This is a genomic window from Streptomyces sp. NPDC029292 (genome assembly GCF_055569295.1).
The window spans coordinates 212,833-227,941 of sequence record NZ_JBVHXR010000006.1 but is presented as its reverse complement, the minus strand read 5'-3'; the positions used below and the strand labels follow the sequence as shown (position 1 = coordinate 227,941).

13 protein-coding genes are annotated in these 15,109 nt (G+C 70.6%); 9 read left to right on the top strand and 4 right to left on the bottom strand.

Annotation, left to right across the window (positions count from 1 at the left end; genetic code table 11):
* The first annotated feature begins 53 nt into the window (after positions 1-53).
* Both ACZ4WS_RS16240 and ACZ4WS_RS16235 read left to right on the top strand, forming a co-directional pair.
* On the top strand, positions 54-839 hold the full coding sequence (locus ACZ4WS_RS16240; RefSeq protein WP_467980875.1) for a glutamate racemase: 786 nt from the start codon (positions 54-56) through the stop codon (positions 837-839).
* A gap of 141 nt (positions 840-980) precedes the next feature.
* Positions 981-1,526: a hypothetical protein gene (locus ACZ4WS_RS16235; protein WP_467980874.1), complete on the top strand. Its 546-nt coding sequence runs from the start codon at positions 981-983 to the stop codon at positions 1,524-1,526.
* 66 nt (positions 1,527-1,592) lie between these two features.
* On the opposite strand, the gene ACZ4WS_RS16230 is transcribed toward ACZ4WS_RS16235, so the two are convergent.
* A complete protein-coding gene (locus ACZ4WS_RS16230; RefSeq protein ID WP_467980872.1) occupies positions 1,593-2,681 on the bottom strand; it encodes an O-antigen ligase family protein in 1,089 nt (362 codons plus the stop codon).
* 225 nt (positions 2,682-2,906) lie between these two features.
* Between ACZ4WS_RS16230 and lnt the strand changes: the two genes are divergently transcribed.
* The 4 genes from lnt (at position 2,907) to ACZ4WS_RS16210 (ending at position 7,957) form a co-directional block, all read left to right on the top strand.
* Positions 2,907-4,574, top strand: coding sequence for an apolipoprotein N-acyltransferase (lnt, locus tag ACZ4WS_RS16225; protein ID WP_467980871.1), 1,668 nt, complete (start codon positions 2,907-2,909; stop codon positions 4,572-4,574).
* A 55-nt stretch (positions 4,575-4,629) separates the two neighbouring features.
* The gene (locus ACZ4WS_RS16220; RefSeq protein ID WP_467980869.1) at positions 4,630-5,103 is read left to right on the top strand and encodes an NUDIX hydrolase; all 474 of its coding nucleotides are present in this window, start codon (positions 4,630-4,632) and stop codon (positions 5,101-5,103) included.
* A gap of 60 nt (positions 5,104-5,163) precedes the next feature.
* Positions 5,164-5,964, top strand: coding sequence for a 3-hydroxybutyrate dehydrogenase (locus ACZ4WS_RS16215; protein ID WP_467980867.1), 801 nt, complete (start codon positions 5,164-5,166; stop codon positions 5,962-5,964).
* Positions 5,965-6,031: 67 nt separating this feature from the next.
* Positions 6,032-7,957 (top strand): helix-turn-helix domain-containing protein, encoded by a 1,926-nt coding sequence (locus ACZ4WS_RS16210; protein WP_467980865.1) that lies wholly within the window; start codon positions 6,032-6,034, stop codon positions 7,955-7,957.
* A 44-nt stretch (positions 7,958-8,001) separates the two neighbouring features.
* Here ACZ4WS_RS16210 and ACZ4WS_RS16205 read toward each other — a convergent pair whose 3' ends face one another.
* Positions 8,002-9,399 carry an MFS transporter gene (locus ACZ4WS_RS16205; protein WP_467980863.1) on the bottom strand — a complete coding sequence of 466 codons (1,398 nt, stop codon included), beginning with the start codon at positions 9,397-9,399 and terminating at the stop codon, positions 8,002-8,004.
* Positions 9,400-9,980: 581 nt separating this feature from the next.
* Between ACZ4WS_RS16205 and ACZ4WS_RS16200 the strand changes: the two genes are divergently transcribed.
* Positions 9,981-10,523: a nitrobindin family protein gene (locus ACZ4WS_RS16200; RefSeq protein WP_467980861.1), complete on the top strand. Its 543-nt coding sequence runs from the start codon at positions 9,981-9,983 to the stop codon at positions 10,521-10,523.
* A gap of 420 nt (positions 10,524-10,943) precedes the next feature.
* Here the strand turns inward: ACZ4WS_RS16200 and ACZ4WS_RS16195 are convergent, their stop codons facing one another.
* Complete coding sequence (locus ACZ4WS_RS16195; protein ID WP_467980860.1) at positions 10,944-11,369, bottom strand: ATP-binding protein; 426 nt, start codon at positions 11,367-11,369, stop codon at positions 10,944-10,946.
* Positions 11,370-11,565: 196 nt separating this feature from the next.
* Between ACZ4WS_RS16195 and ACZ4WS_RS16190 the strand changes: the two genes are divergently transcribed.
* Both ACZ4WS_RS16190 and glpK read left to right on the top strand, forming a co-directional pair.
* On the top strand, positions 11,566-12,333 hold the full coding sequence (locus ACZ4WS_RS16190; RefSeq protein WP_467980858.1) for an IclR family transcriptional regulator: 768 nt from the start codon (positions 11,566-11,568) through the stop codon (positions 12,331-12,333).
* Positions 12,334-12,372: 39 nt separating this feature from the next.
* Positions 12,373-13,887: a glycerol kinase GlpK gene (glpK, locus tag ACZ4WS_RS16185; RefSeq protein WP_467980857.1), complete on the top strand. Its 1,515-nt coding sequence runs from the start codon at positions 12,373-12,375 to the stop codon at positions 13,885-13,887.
* 94 nt (positions 13,888-13,981) lie between these two features.
* Here glpK and sbnA read toward each other — a convergent pair whose 3' ends face one another.
* Complete coding sequence (gene sbnA, locus ACZ4WS_RS16180) at positions 13,982-15,064, bottom strand: 2,3-diaminopropionate biosynthesis protein SbnA (RefSeq protein ID WP_467980855.1); 1,083 nt, start codon at positions 15,062-15,064, stop codon at positions 13,982-13,984.
* Positions 15,065-15,109: the final 45 nt, after the last annotated feature.

The following is a 15,109-nucleotide window of genomic DNA, read 5'->3' as shown; positions in this document are numbered from 1 at the left end:
GCAGTCTGCCCCACAGGACCGGCTCGTCGGAGCGCATCGTCTATCGTGGCCGGGTGAAGATCGCGCTCATGGACTCCGGAATCGGCCTGCTTCCCGCCGCGGCCGCGGTACGCCGTCTGCGACCCGACGCGGATCTCGTGCTCTCCTGGGACCCGGACGGGATGCCCTGGGGACCGCGCACCCCGGAGGACATCACCCGGCGCGCCCTGGCGGTCGCCGAGGCCGCTGCCGCGCACGGTCCCGATGTCCTGATCGTCGCCTGCAACACCGCGTCCGTGCACTCCCTGCCCGAGCTGCGTGCACGGTTCGAACCGGACCTGCCGATCATCGGCACGGTCCCGGCGATCAAGCCGGCCGCCGCGGGCGGTGGGCCCGTCGCCATCTGGGCGACACCCGCCACCACCGGAAGCCCCTACCAACGCGGTCTCATCCGGGAGTTCGCCGACGGCGTGGCGGTCGCCGAAGTGCCGTGCCCCGGGCTCGCGGACGCCGTGCACCACGCCGACGAGTCGGCGACCGACGCCGCGATCGCCGCGGCTGCCGCACTCACCCCCGACGATGTGACGACGGTCGTCCTGGGCTGCACCAACTACGAACTGGTCGCCGAGCGCATCCGCGCGGCCGTGCAGCAGCCCGGCCACGCGCCCCTCATCCTGCACGGCACAGCCGGGGCGGTCGCCGCCCAGGCGCTGCGCAGGATCGGCGAGCTCCCGGACCCCGAGGCACCCGCCGCCTCCACCGTCACGGTCATCCTGAGCGGCCGCGAGGGCGTGATGCCCGCGACCGCGCTCACGTACGGGGAAGGCCGCCTCCTGTCGGCGGTCAGCCCCGCGCGCTGACCGACGGTAACCGGCTGCGACCCTGCGTACGACCACGGTCGGCCACCACATGAACGCCCTCCGTAAGGCGAACGTCCACCCGGAGCAGCAACGCTCCGCAACCCGATGCCCGCAGTACGGAACCTGAGTAGTCTCGTAGGCATGAGGGACCACCCCCACGGCGAAAGCACCTCGCACCCGGAGATCTGGACCGGACGCGCGACCAACCGCGTCCAGTGGCTGCCCGCCCTCGCCGGTGCCGCCTGTATGGCGCTCGGCATCGAGCTGGCCGTCGACTCCGTGTGGACGTCGGGCAGTGCCCCGCTCGTCATGTCCGTCGTCGGATGCATCGCGGCCGGACTGCTCATCCTTTTCGGCACGCTCGCGTTCGTACATGTCGCCGTGAAGGTCGACAAGGACTGCGTCGAGGTGCGCTGCGGCCACATCGGTCTGCCGCGCCGCCGCATCCCGCTCTCCAGCGTCGTCGGCGCCGACTTCGCGCCCCAGGTCACGCCCCGCCAGTGGGGCGGCTGGGGCTACCGCTGGCGGCCGGAGATGGGGACCGCCGTCATCGTCCGGCGTGGCGAGGGCGTGGTGCTTCGCCTCGGGGACGGTCATACGTTCACGATCACGGTGGACAACGCGGAGGCGGCGGTACGGATCATCCGGGACCGGCTGCGGCCGACCGCGCCCGGCGCGGTGCACTGACGGCGACCACCGGCGCGCCCATGGCCTGCGCGGTGGCAGCGGCGGAGAGCGCCCCGGGCCGCCCGACTACGGTTCCAGGCGGTTGCCGCGCGGACGTCGGCCCGGGTCTGTGACGTTGTCCGGCCTCTCGTCGGACAGTGGCCGTGCCGTGGCCATCCCCGCGAGCAGGCCCGCACCGGCCGTCACCGTGGTGAAGCTCAGCGCGTTGCCCATCGACGCGATCGCGGCCAGTGCGGTCAGGGCCGCGCCCGCCGTCAGCGCGACGGGCGTCGTACGCGGTGTGTGCCACAACGCGTACAGGAACCAGCAGAACGCCGCCGCGAGCAGCGCCACCCCGAACACGCCCTGCTCGGCCGCCTGCTGCAAGGGCGCGGAGTGGGGCTTGCCGTCGGGCAGCAGTGACTGGGCGACCGTCGGACTGAGTTCTCCGTAGCGTCCGGGGCCGACACCCAGCGCGGGATCCTGGCGGGCCAGGTGGAGCGCGTCGTGCCAGAGCAGGACCCGGTGCTCGGTGAGCCGGCCCTGCAGCGAGGCGGTCAGGCCGCCGGGCAGGACGTCCTCGGCGACCGCCCAGGTCGCTCCGGCCGCCAGCGCCGCGGCGAGCGCGAGGCCCGTGAGTCCCAGGGCGCGGCGGCGCATGCGGTCGGCGGCGAGCGAGCACAGCAGCACCCCGGCACACGTGACGAGCCCCGTGGTCGACCCCAGCACGGCAGCGGTCACCGCGATCGCGGCGGCCAGCAGCCGCAGCGCGAGGCGCAGCACCGGTGGGCGGGCCGCCCAGGCCGCGCAGCACGCGGCTCCGGCAGAGAGGGCCAGCAGGGCGGCCGTGGCGCCGGTGTGTCCGAGCGGCGAGGCGATCTGCGGGCCGGGAGTGGTGTGCGGAGCGGCGATCGCGAGGCCGAGTCCGGCGAGCGCTCCGGCGCAAGGGGCGGCGACCGGCAGGAGCGCCCCGAAGATCCGGCCCGAGGCATAACCGGCGGCCACGGCGAGCACCGCCAGCAGCACGCCCTCGGGACGGCCGTCGTGCGCGGCCGCCGTGATCAAGGACCAGATCGCGCAGGCCGCGAGCACGATCACGCCCGTGGCGTCCGATGCGTTGCGTCTGTCGCCCGCTGCCGCCGAATCGGCCGCGGACGTCGTCCCCGTGAACCCCACCCCGTCGCCCCCCGACTCATGACGGGCCCCGGCCGTCGTGGCCGCATCCGGCCGCACGTCAGAGGCTCGGGCACACCGTAACGGGTGATGTACCAGTTTGTGGACAAGTTGCGCAGGAACGTTGCGGCAGATGCGCGGGGAGCGCCCGGCCGGACAGCGGGTCGGCCGCCGAGGCCGAGGGGACCGTGCTGTCGGCGCCCAGGTCACGCGCCGTACACTCCCCAAGTGACTGCCACCGCAACCACCGTAGACGAGCCGGAACAGCTCGAACCCCAGGCCGCTCCCGCCTCGCGCGCGGCCGGACTGGCGCGGCGTCTCGTTCCGGCCGCCGCCGCGACGCTCTCCGGGGTGCTGCTGTACGTCAGCTTTCCGCCCCGCACGCTGTGGTGGCTGGCCCTGCCGGCCTTCGCGGTCTTCGGCTGGACGCTGCGCGGCCGCAGCTGGAAGGCCGGGCTCGGGCTCGGCTATCTGTTCGGCCTCGGATTCCTGCTGCCGCTGCTCGTGTGGACCGGTGTGGAGGTCGGCTCCGGGCCGTGGCTCGCTCTCGTCGCCGTGGAAGCGGTGTACATCGCGCTCGTCGGCGCGGGTATCACGGTCGTGGCCCGGCTGCCCGGGTGGCCGCTGTGGGCGGCCGCGGTGTGGATCGCGGGCGAGGCGGCACGCGCGCGTGCGCCCTTCGGCGGCTTCCCCTGGGGAAAGATCGCCTTCGGACAGGCGGATGGCGTCTTCCTTCCGCTCGCCGCGGTGGGCGGCACTCCCGTGCTCGGCTTCGCGGTCGTGCTCTGCGGCTTCGGGCTGTACGAGATCGTGCGCCAGGTCGTCGAAGGCCGCCGCACCGGTGTCGTACGGCGAGGTGCTGCCGCGGCGGCACTGCTCAGTGTCGTGGTCCCCGTCGTGGGCGCGCTCGCCGCGCGGACTCTGGTGAGTGACAAGGCCGAGGACGGAACAGCTACCGTCGCGGTCATCCAGGGCAACGTGCCCCGTGCTGGGCTCGAGTTCAACGCTCAGCGGCGCGCCGTTCTCGACTACCACGCGCGGGAGACCGAGCGGCTGGCCGCCGAGGTCAAGGCGGGCAAGGTCGCCCAGCCGGACTTCGTGCTGTGGCCGGAGAACTCCTCCGACATCGACCCGTTCGCCAACCCCGACGCGGCCGCCGTGATAGACGGGGCGGCCAAGGCGATCGGCGCCCCCATCTCGGTGGGCGGTGTCGTCGAGCGGGACGGCAAGCTCTACAACGAGCAGATTCTGTGGGACCCGGACAAGGGCGCCGTCGACACGTACGACAAGCGGCAGGTCCAGCCCTTCGGCGAGTACCTTCCGCTGCGTTCGCTCCTCGGGGCCGTCAACAAGAACTGGACGACCATGGTGCGCCAGGACTTCAGCCGCGGCACCAAGGCGGGCGTGTTCACCATGGACGGCACCAAGGTCGGCCTCGCGACCTGCTACGAGGCCGCCTTCGACTGGGCCGTGCGCAGCACCGTCACCGATGGCGCGCAGATGATCTCGGTGCCCAGCAACAACGCGACCTTCGACCGCAGCGAGATGACCTATCAGCAGCTCGCCATGTCCCGCGTCCGCGCTGTCGAGCACAGCCGCACCGTCACCGTGCCGGTGACGAGCGGCGTCAGCGCCGTGATCATGCCGGACGGCAAGATCACCCAGCGGACCGGGATGTTCGTGGCGGACTCGCTGGTCCAGAAGGTGCCGCTGCGCTCCTCCGAGACGCCGGCGACGCGGCTCGGGATCCTTCCCGAGATGGTCCTGGTGCTGCTCGCGGCGGGCGGACTCGGCTGGGCGGCGACGACAGCGGTCCGCGCACGACGGGGTAGTTCCACGCACGACGGGGCAGTGGCGTCTGGGACAGCGTTGCCGGAACACAGCACGAGCGCCTAGGACGGCGTTGCCGGAGCCCAAGGGCGTAACGTGACCGGGCCGTTAGGGTCGGTGCATGGCTACTCCTGACTTCATCCGCACGATTCGGGCCTCCGCGGGCCACCAACTGCTCTGGCTTCCCGGCGTGAGCGCCGTCGTCTTCGACGACGACGGCCGAGTGCTGCTGGGGCAGCGCTCGGACAACGGTCAGTGGGCGCTGATCTCCGGTATCCCGGATCCCGGCGAGCAGCCCGCGGCCTGCGCCGTGCGTGAGGTGTACGAGGAGACGGCCGTGCGCTGCGAAGTCGAGCGCGTTGTCCTCGTCGGCTCCGGGCAGCCGGTCACCTACGACAACGGCGACATGTGCCAGTTCATGGACATCGTGTTCCGCTGCCGAGCCGTCGGTGGCGAAGCCCACGTCAATGACGACGAGTCGCTCCAGGTCGGTTGGTTCGAGGTGGACGCCCTGCCCGGGCTCAACGAGCACAGCCGCTTCCTGATCAAGCAGGCACTGACTGATGCACCCACGTGGTTCGACCCCATGACCTGAGGGCTAAGTGTGGGTGGTGACCACATCGGTTGGGGCCTGGGCGCTGCCTAGGGTCGAGGCATGACCGCGCCTCGCGCCCTCCCGGGCCCCCACGCCCCCACCTCCGACCTCGGTGGCCGCACCGCTCTCGTCACCGGCGCCGCGGGCGGCATCGGCCGCGCCTGCGCGCTGCGGCTCGCCGCCGCCGGTGCCAAGGTCAGAGCGGTCGACCGGGACGCTGTGGGCCTGGACGCGCTCGCCGAGCAGGCGCAAGGCCTTCCGGGCACCGTCGAGGCGCACGTCCTCGACCTCACCGACCTCGACGCGGCGGAGCAGGCCGCCGCGGGTACCGACATCCTCGTGAACAACGCCGGGCTCCAACTGGTGCGCCCCATCGAGGAGTTCCCGCCCGAGGTCTTCCACACCGTGCTGACTGTGATGCTGGAGGCACCGTTCCGCCTCATCCGTGGCGCGCTGCCGCATATGTACGGGCAGGGCTGGGGTCGCATCGTCAATGTGTCGTCGGTCCATGGGCTGCGCGCCTCGGCGTTCAAGTCGGCGTATGTGGCCGCAAAACACGGTCTTGAGGGGCTCTCGAAAACCGCCGCCCTGGAGGGCGCGCCCCATGGAGTCACCTCGAACTGTGTGAACCCCGCCTATGTGCGCACCCCACTGGTCGAGAAGCAGCTCGCCGACCAGGCGCAGGCGCACGGGATTCCCCAGGAGCGGGTGCTGGCCGAGGTGCTGTTGCAGGACAGCGCGGTGAAGCGGCTCATCGAGCCGGAGGAGGTCGCCGAGGCGGTGGCGTACCTGTGCGGTCCGCAGGCGTCCTTCATCACCGGTACGTCTCTGACCCTGGACGGCGGCTGGACCGCGCACTGAGCGGAGCGAATGATGAGTTGTCCACAGGTCTGGCGGCGCCGGCCCGCCGATGGGTAATCCTGTGACCATGTCCCGCGATCACGTGCAGTCCACCGAGCGCTCCGCCGACAGCGCCGAGGCGCCCTTTCTGGAACTGCTGGCCAGAGGCGCGTCCGCCGACGCGTACGAGCAGCCGGTGCTGCTCGCCCGCGCCGAGGGCCGGCCGCCCGAGCGCGTCGCCGCGCTGGAACAGGCCAAGCTGCTCGCGTTGCGCGTGCGCTCGGAGATAGAGGGGCGGCGCCGCCGCGAGGCCGAGCTCTCCGCGCTCTTCGAGACCGCGCACGACCTGGCGGGCCTGCGCGACCTGGACGCCGTACTGCAGGCGATCGTGCAGCGGGCCCGGTCACTGCTCGGCACCGACGTCGCCTACCTCAGCCTGCACGACGCGGCCAGGGGCGACACCTATATGCGTGTCACCGAGGGTTCGGTCGCCGCGCGCTTCCAGCAGCTGCGGCTCGGCATGGGGGAGGGGCTGGGCGGACTCGTCGCGCAGACCGCCCGCCCCTATGTCACCGACGACTACTTCAAGGACGCGCGCTTCCAGCACACCCAGACCATCGACGCGGGCGTACGGGACGAGGGCCTGATCGCGATCCTCGGCGTTCCTCTCATGATCGGGCCCCAGGTCATCGGCGTACTGTTCGCCGCGGACCGCCGCGCGCGCGTCTTCGAACGGGAACAGATCGCACTCCTCGGCTCGTTCGCGGCCCTGGCCGCGGCGGCCATCGACACGGCGAACTGGCTCACGGAGACCCGCTCGGCCCTCGACCGCCTGGGCCGCGCCAACGAGATCATCAGGGACCGCAGCGGAGTGATCGAGCGCGCGTCCGACGTCCACGACCGGCTCGCCGAGCTCGTGCTGCGCGGCGGCGGGGTCCACGACGTGGCCGCCGCGGTGTCCGAAGTCCTCGACGGCACCGTCGGTTTCACCGAGGCGGACGCCGCGCCCGGCGCCGCTCTGGAGGCGTCCAGAGCCGAGGGCCACGCCGTGCGGCACGGGGACGACTGGGTCGCCGCCGTGGCCGCCGGCGGAGAGCTGCTCGGCGCCCTGATGCTGCGCGGCCACCCGGGCCTCGACCCCGTCGACCAGCGCACCCTGGAACGCGCCGCGATGGTCACTTCACTGCTCCTGCTCGCCAGACGCTCCGCCGCCGAGGCCGAACAGCGCGTCCGCGGGGAGCTGTTGGACGACCTGCTGGACGCCCGCGACCGCGATCCGCGCCTGCTGCGCGAGCGCGCCGCGCGACTGCACGCCGACCTCGACGGCGCCCATGTGGTGCTGGCCGCCCGCCTGGAGGCGCGAGCCGCCGACGCCGATCAGGAGGCCGCCGCCCGCAGACGGCTGTGGTCCGCCGCGTCCCATCTCGCCACCACCCGGCACGGGCTGGCCGCCGCCCGCGACGGCGGCACCGTCCTGTTGCTGCCCCTAGGACCCGGCGACACCGCGACGAAGCTGGCCCGCCGCACGGCCAGACACCTCGGCAGTGCCGTGCACGAGGAGGTCACGGTCGGCGCCTCCGCGCCCGTCGAGCAGCTCGCCGCCCGCCCGGACGCCGTGGCGGAGGCGTACGCGGAGGGGCAGCGGTGTCTGGAAGCCCTGCGTGTGCTCGGCCGCGCCGGGGACGGGGCCGCCGCCGAGGACTTCGGGTTCCTGGGGCTGCTGCTCGCCGGGGACCGGGACATCTCCGGCTTCGTCGACCGCACCATCGGCCAGGTCGTGGCGTACGACGAGCGGCGCGGCACCGATCTGCTGCGCACCCTCGACGCCTACTTCGCGTGCGGCATGAGCCCGGCGCGCACGAAGGACGACCTGCATGTGCATGTGAACACGGTCGCGCAGCGGCTGGAGCGGGTGGGACGGCTGCTCGGGGACGGCTGGCAGAGCCCGGCCCGCGCGCTGGAGATCCAACTCGCCCTGCGGCTGCACCGGTTGTCGTCCGCCGGACAGCACTGACCCCCGCACGCACAGGGCGCGCGGGGGCCGGTCCGGAGCGGGGATCAAGCGGTACGGGCGTCCGCCGTCGGCGTCGCAGTGGGCTCCGTGGCGGCGGTGGAGGCATCCACGTCGGCCAGGTCACGGTGCCGTGTCTCCTTCGCGGCTCCCACCGCGATCAGGGTCAGGACGACCGCCGCGATCACGTACAGCGAGATCGGTGTGGAGCTGCCGTAGCCGGACAGCAGAGCGGTCGCGATGAGCGGGGCGGGCGCGCCCGCCGCGACGGAGGCGAACTGGGCACCGATGGAGGCACCGGAGTAGCGCATCCGCGTCGCGAACATCTCGGAGAAGAAGGCGGCCTGGGGCGCGTACATCGCGCCGTGCAGCACCAGGCCCACGGTGACGGCGAGCACCAGGTTCCCGAAGCTGCCGGTGTCGATCAGGGAGAAGAACGGGAACATCCACAGGCCGACCCCGGCGGCGCCCAGCAGATAGACGGGCCGGCGGCCCACCCGGTCCGAGAGCGCGCCCCAGGCCGGAATGACGGCGAAGTGCACGGCGGACGCGATGAGCACCGCGTTGAGCGCGGTCTGCTTGGAGACACCGGCCGACGTGGTGGCGTACACGAGGATGAAGGCGGTGATCACGTAGTAGCTGATGTTCTCCGCCATGCGGGCGCCCATCGCGACCAGTACGTCACGCCAGTGGTGGCGCAGCACCGACACCAGTGGCAGCTTCTCCGGTTCCGAGGCCTGCGCGTTCCGCGTCGCCTCGCGGGCCTCGGCCTGCGCCAACGCCTCTTTGAACACGGGCGATTCATCGACAGACAGACGTATCCACAAACCGACGATCACCAGGACGCCGGAGAGCAGGAACGGCACGCGCCAGCCCCAGGAGCCGAAGGCCGCGTCCGACAGCGTGGCCGTCAGCAGCGAGAGCACACCGGTCGCCAGGAGCTGCCCTGCGGGTGCCCCGGTCTGCGGCCACGAGGCCCAGAACCCGCGCCGCCTGGCGTCCCCGTGCTCGGAGACCAGCAGCACGGCGCCGCCCCACTCGCCGCCCAGCGCGAAGCCCTGCACCAGACGCAGCGTGGTCAGCAGCACCGGGGCGGCCACCCCGACGGTCGCGTGGGTGGGCAGCAGGCCGATCGCGAACGTCGCGCCGCCCATCAGCAGCAGGCTCAGCACCAGCAGCTTCTTGCGGCCGAGCCGGTCGCCGTAGTGCCCGAACACGAGCGCGCCGAGCGGCCGGGCCGCGAATCCCACCGCGTACGTCAGGAAGGACAGCAGGGTGCCGACGAGCGGGTCGGAATCCGGGAAGAACAGCTTGTTGAACACAAGAGCGGCGGCCGAGCCGTAGAGGAAGAAGTCGTACCACTCGATGGTGGTGCCGATGAGGCTCGCGGCGACGATCCGCTTGAGGCTGGCGGGTGGTGGGGGAGCGGTTGCTGCGGAGACCATGTGCGCCACTTCCTCGTGGTCGGTGGGGACGGGTACGTGTCGGCACACGGTAGGAAGACGCAGGTCAGGCGCACATGTGGTGGGACAACATAGTTCCGGGGCGGGATGTGCGTGTGGCCGCTATGCCAGGAGTTCGAAGCCTGGGTGAGAGGCTCGTTCGGCGACGGAACAGGCGGTGTCTGTGATGCACCATTCGGGGCGATTCGATGATGCCGTGCTGACTCCCGTGCTGGTTGGGCGCCGACCAAAAGCCCACGTCATCACCCGTCTTCGCCTCTCCCGTGCTGACTTGGCGCTGACTATGCTGCGTTGAACTCCGTCATGTGGGACTGACCGGTCGGGGAAAACGCCAGCAACGTCGGTGCGGCGGCGGATCTCCTGTTCAGCCGTTCTTGCGGGTTGTTGGACCAGGTCTTGGGTCTGCCGTCAGATCTCGTGCGGGAAAGCGGTGAACGCGTATGCGGGCACCCACCAGAACCAGGAGCAAACCCCCGGATCAGGTGGCCTCCGTGCGCGTCGCCGCGTGGATCGACAGCCTAGGCTTCCACCCGGCACCGGCACCAACCCCAGGAGCGCACACCGTGTTTGACCCCGCACCCGAGCACCCGTACCCCGACGGCCACCGACCGGACGAGGCGCCCGCACCGCACGCACTGCTCGAGCCCGTGCTCGGCCTCTTGGGCTCCTGGTACGGCCGGGGCCAGGGCGGGTACCCGACGCTCACCGGGGACTTCGCGTACGCGCAGGAGGTGACCTTCAGTCACGACGGCCGCCCGTTCCTGCGCTATGAGGCCCGGGCCTGGCTGCTCGACGCCGATGACGCACCGCTGCGTCCGTCGGCCCGGGAGAGCGGCTGGTGGCGGCTTCAGTCCGACGGCCGGGTGGAGGCACTGATCACCCAGCCCACCGGCATCGCGGAGATCATGGTCGGCCGCGCGACCGACGGCACGGTCGACCTCTCCACCCACGAGGTGGCCCTCGCTCCCACCGCCAAGAAGGTCAACGCCACCCGTCGCCGCTACGCGCTGATCGACGACGACACGCTCACGTTCGACCACGACCTCGAGGCGGTCGGTCAGCCAATGCAGCACCATCTTTCGGTACGGCTGCGCCGCAGGGGCTAGGACGCGCCGCTCGGGAAGGGGGTGTGAGGGCCGCCGGGGCAGGCAGACCGCACCGCGTGGTCGGCCAGGCGCAAGCTGTTCGTCAAATGTGCGGTTGCGTCGGTCCACTCGTCGGCCTGGTGCGACAGGCCGCTGTCGACACGGATCCGCAGACCGTCGGCGACTCGGCGTACCTCTTCAGGCGTGTCGTAGCTGGTGGAGCACCCGAGCCGATGGTGTCGCTTACGCGCGGGGCGGGCTACTCCGAAAGCTGTGTGCGACGGCCGGTGCGGCGTCTCTCTCGGGCCGGTCACATGATCAGGGCGCTGCCCCAGCGGCTGGGGCAGGGCAGTCGGTACCCCCTGCCGGACCGGGACTGACCAGCAGGGCCGCGTTTCTCATACTGCGAGCCACGCATTCTCGCGAACGAGCCGTGCATTCTCATACTGCGATGAGCTCGGCCCACCGGGTGATCCCGCCGGGGTGGACACGTATGCCATGCCGAGTCGCCAGTGCGTGGACGATCTCCTCGCCCCGGCCGTGCTCGTCCGGGTCGAATCCCGCGGGCGACTGTCCGGCCGGAAACGCAGGCCCCGCGTCGGTGACTTCGACGCGCAGGGTGCTGAGCCCGTCGCCCCGGACCCATGACAGCCGCAGCTTCGCCGGGGGCACGGCGTGGACGATCGCGTTGGTGAGCAGTTCCGACACCACCAGGAGCGCGTCCTCGAAGATTTCCGGGGAAACGTTCCAGTCGGCGAGGACTGCCCTCACACCTCGGCGTACGGCCGAGACGGCCCCGGGCGCGTGCGGCAGCGGACACACATGTTCGACTGCCTCCCGAAGCATCGTATTGAGCTGTACCGCCATCTGCTCTCCTCCGGTGACCGCTGTCGGCCGGATGCCGGGCTCAGCGCGCTTGCCGGGCCTCAGAGCACGCTAGGAAGCGGAGCGAGGCCGGTCAATGAACGTGGGTCGGCATTACCGAACGCGAACGCCCATCCGGTGGTGAACCGGCGGACCTGCACACAAAGCGGACCCTCCATGGCGGTACTAGGCTCGCTTTATGGCCGGCCCAGTCCAGTCGATCGAACGGGCGGCGGCGATCTTGCGTCTGCTCGCCGGTGGGCCCCGCCGACTCGGGCTCGGCGAGGTGGCGGCCTCGCTCGGCCTGGCGAAGGGCACCGCCCACGGCATCCTGCGCACCCTCCAGCATGTGGATTTCGTGGAGCAGGACGCGGCGACCGGAAAATACCAGCTCGGGGCGGCCCTGCTGCACCTCGGCACCAGCTATCTCGACGTCAATGAGCTGCGGTCGCGCTCCATCAACTGGGCCGACGCCCTGGCCGCCCGTAGTGGGGAGGCGGTCCGCCTGGGCACCCCCTTGGAGGGCAAGGTCCTCATCATCCACCACGTGTTTCGGCCGGACGACACGCTCCAGACCCTGGACGTGGGTTCGCTGCTGCCTCTCCACGCCTCCTCGCTCGGCAAGGTTCTGCTGGCCTTCGGGACCGCGCCCCTGGAGCCGGCCCTGGAAGCCGGGCTGGAGGCATACACCCGGCACACCCTGGTCGTCCCGGAGCAACTCACCCGGGCGCTCGCCGAGATCCGGGAACTCGGATGGGCCGCCGAGGTCCAGGAAATGAGCATGGGCGAAGCCGGCGTCGCCTCGCCGATCCGAGGGCACGGCGGCCTCGTGGTGGGCGCCATCAGCCTGTCCGGCCCGGTCGAGAGGATCTGCGACAGCCAAGGCCGTCCCCGACCGAGCCTGCTCACCCTGCTCCGCGAGGCCGCACGGGCGATCTCCAGAGACCTGGGAGCAGCTCGCTGGTAAATCCCCGCCTCCTCGACACATCGGAAGGCAGATCTGATCATGGTTGAACGGTATGTGATGTCCATCGATCAGGGCACCAACTCCACCCGATGCATTCTGTTCGACCACCATGGGCGGCTGGTGTCGGTCGCCCAGCGGGAGCATCAGCAGCACTTCCCCCGGCCCGGCTGGGTCGAGCACGACGCCGTCGAGATCTGGCGCAATCTGCGGCGCATCGTGCCCGAGGCTCTCTCCGATGCCGGTGTCGGCGCGGGAGAGATCGCCGCCATCGGTATTGCCAACCAGCGAGAGACGACGGTCCTCTGGGACCGGCGGACGGGTACTCCGCTCGGCAGGGCGATCGTCTGGCAGGACACCCGTACAGCACCGCTCGTCGAGGACCTGAGACATCAACCCGGAGATGAATTCTTCCTCGAGCGCTGCAGCCTGCCCCCCTCGACCTACTTCTCGGCGCCGCGGATCCGCTGGCTGTTCGACCATGTGAATGGACTCGATCAGCGCGCCAAGGCCGGCGAGGTGCTGTTCGGCACGATGGAGAGTTGGCTGATCTGGAACCTCACCGGGGGCACGGACGGCGGCCTGCACATCACCGACGCCACCAACGCCAGCCGCACCATGCTGATGAACATCCGTACGCTCACCTGGGACGAGGAGCTTCTGGCGTTCTTCGGGGTTCCCCGCCAGATGCTGCCCGAGATCCGGTCTTCGGTCGAGGGCTACGGTGATGCCCGCTCGGTCCTCCCGGGCGTCCGTATCACGGCCGCGCTCGGTGACCAGCAGGCCGCCCTGTTCGGCCAGACCTGTTTCTCCCCGGGCGAGGCGAAGTGCACGTACGGAACGGGCAGCTTCCTGCTACTCAACACCGGTACCGATGTCGTGCGCTCCCGGCACGGACTCCTCACGACCGTTGCCTACAAGATCGGGAACCAGCCCCCGGTCTACGCCCTTGAAGGTTCGATAGCCGTCACCGGCTCGCTGGTCCAGTGGTTCCGTGACCGTCTGGGACTGATCAGCAGCGCGCCGGAGATCGAGACGCTGGCGCGGACGGTCGAGGACAACGGCGGTTGCTACATCGTCCCCGCGTTCTCGGGTCTGTTCGCACCCCGCTGGCGCAGCGACGCACGCGGTGTCATCGTCGGCCTCACTTCGTACATCACCAAGGGACACCTGGCCCGAGCCGTCCTTGAGGCCACCGGCTGGCAGACGCGAGAGGTCGTCGACGCCATGAACGCCGACTTCTCGGTCGCCCTGAAGCAGCTCAAGGTGGACGGCGGCATGACAGCGGACAACCTGCTCATGCAGTTCGTGGCCGACGTGCTCGACGTGCCCGTGGTGCGGCCCATGGTCGTCGAGACGGTTTCCCTCGGCGCCGCCTACGCCGCAGGTCTCGCCGTCGGCTACTGGCCGGACCTGGAAGTCCTGCGCCGTAACTGGCACCGGGCCGGCCAATGGCTGCCGGACATGGACCCCGAGCGGCGGGAATCGGAATACGACAACTGGCAGCGAGCCGTCGAGCGGTCGCTGGGGTGGATCAAACCGCCGAGGTCCACCTGATTCCCGGCCGAACCCTCGATCTCGCATAGGGCCCGGCTGTGAGTAACGATTGCCGGATCCGCCGCCACTACGACAGGATCTCCGGACCGGCTCACTAGGTCTTACGATCCTGGAACTGATGGCGCTGGTTGCCATTGTGGTCGCCGGTCTGCAGGTCCAGCGCCCGGCCCCACCGTGTCGGTGGCGCGGGTGCGGCTGCCCAGGAATCGGCGGCCACCTCGTCGGCGTGGAACACGTCCGCGCCGTAAAGATCCCGCAGCCAGTTGGTCTGGTAGATGGTGTCGAGGTAGCGCTCGCCGAGGTCCGGGCCGATGGCCACCGAGGTGAGTTCGCGCGCGTCATGACGGGCCAACCAGTCCGTCGCGCCGCTGACCACCGTGCCGGTGGAGCCGCCGAACAGGAATCCGCGCCTGGCCAGACGATGGCAGGTACGGATGGTGTCCGCCTCCTCGACACATATCACCTCATCCACATAGGACTCGTCGAGCAGCGGCGGGCGCATGCTCATCCCGAGGCCGGGAATCATCCGGCGGCCTGGCGAACCGCCGAAGGACACCGAGCCGACGCTGTCCACTGCGATGATCCGCACCGACCGGTGCCACTCCTTGAAGTAGCGCGCGCAGCCCATCAGGGTCCCGGTGGTGCCGGCCCCGACGAACAGCACGTCCAGCTGCGGGAACTGGCGGGCGATCTCCGGCCCTGTCGTGCGGTAGTGCGCCTTCCAGTTGCTCGGATTGGTGTACTGACTGAGCCACACGTACCGGTCATCGGAGGCGCACAGCGCGCGGACGTACTTGATCCGCGCGCCGAGAAAGCCGCCATTGGCCTCCTGTCCGGAGACCATGTGCACCTGGCTGCCCAACGCCTCCATCATCATCCTGGTCGACAGGTTGCCGCGGGAGTCCGTCACACACAGGAACCGGTAGCCCTTGCTCGCCGCGATCATGCTCAACGCCACGCCGAGGTTCCCGGACGAGGACTCGACCAGGATCGATTCCGGCGTCAGGACTCCCGAACGCTCGGCGGCCTCAACCATCTCGGTCGCGGCCTTCAACTTGATCGAGCCGGCGAAGTTGAAGCCCTCGCACTTCAGGAAGAGCGAGTGCCCGAAGATCGGCCGAAGGTCGACATAGAGCTCGTCTTCGTTGAAGGCGTAGGGAACGGAAATGACGGGCACAACGGTCTCCTCTGTCTGGAGCAGAGCACTTCGGAAGGTCCATCC

Coding starts and splice junctions, on each gene's coding strand:
- ACZ4WS_RS16235 (WP_467980874.1), top strand. CDS start 981: ATGAGGGACCACCCCCACGGCGAAAGCACCTCGCACCCGGAGATCTGG.
- ACZ4WS_RS16220 (WP_467980869.1), top strand. CDS start 4,630: ATGGCTACTCCTGACTTCATCCGCACGATTCGGGCCTCCGCGGGCCAC.
- ACZ4WS_RS16215 (WP_467980867.1), top strand. CDS start 5,164: ATGACCGCGCCTCGCGCCCTCCCGGGCCCCCACGCCCCCACCTCCGAC.
- ACZ4WS_RS16210 (WP_467980865.1), top strand. CDS start 6,032: ATGTCCCGCGATCACGTGCAGTCCACCGAGCGCTCCGCCGACAGCGCC.
- ACZ4WS_RS16205 (WP_467980863.1), bottom strand. CDS start 9,399: ATGGTCTCCGCAGCAACCGCTCCCCCACCACCCGCCAGCCTCAAGCGG.
- ACZ4WS_RS16195 (WP_467980860.1), bottom strand. CDS start 11,369: ATGGCGGTACAGCTCAATACGATGCTTCGGGAGGCAGTCGAACATGTG.
- ACZ4WS_RS16190 (WP_467980858.1), top strand. CDS start 11,566: ATGGCCGGCCCAGTCCAGTCGATCGAACGGGCGGCGGCGATCTTGCGT.
- glpK (WP_467980857.1), top strand. CDS start 12,373: ATGGTTGAACGGTATGTGATGTCCATCGATCAGGGCACCAACTCCACC.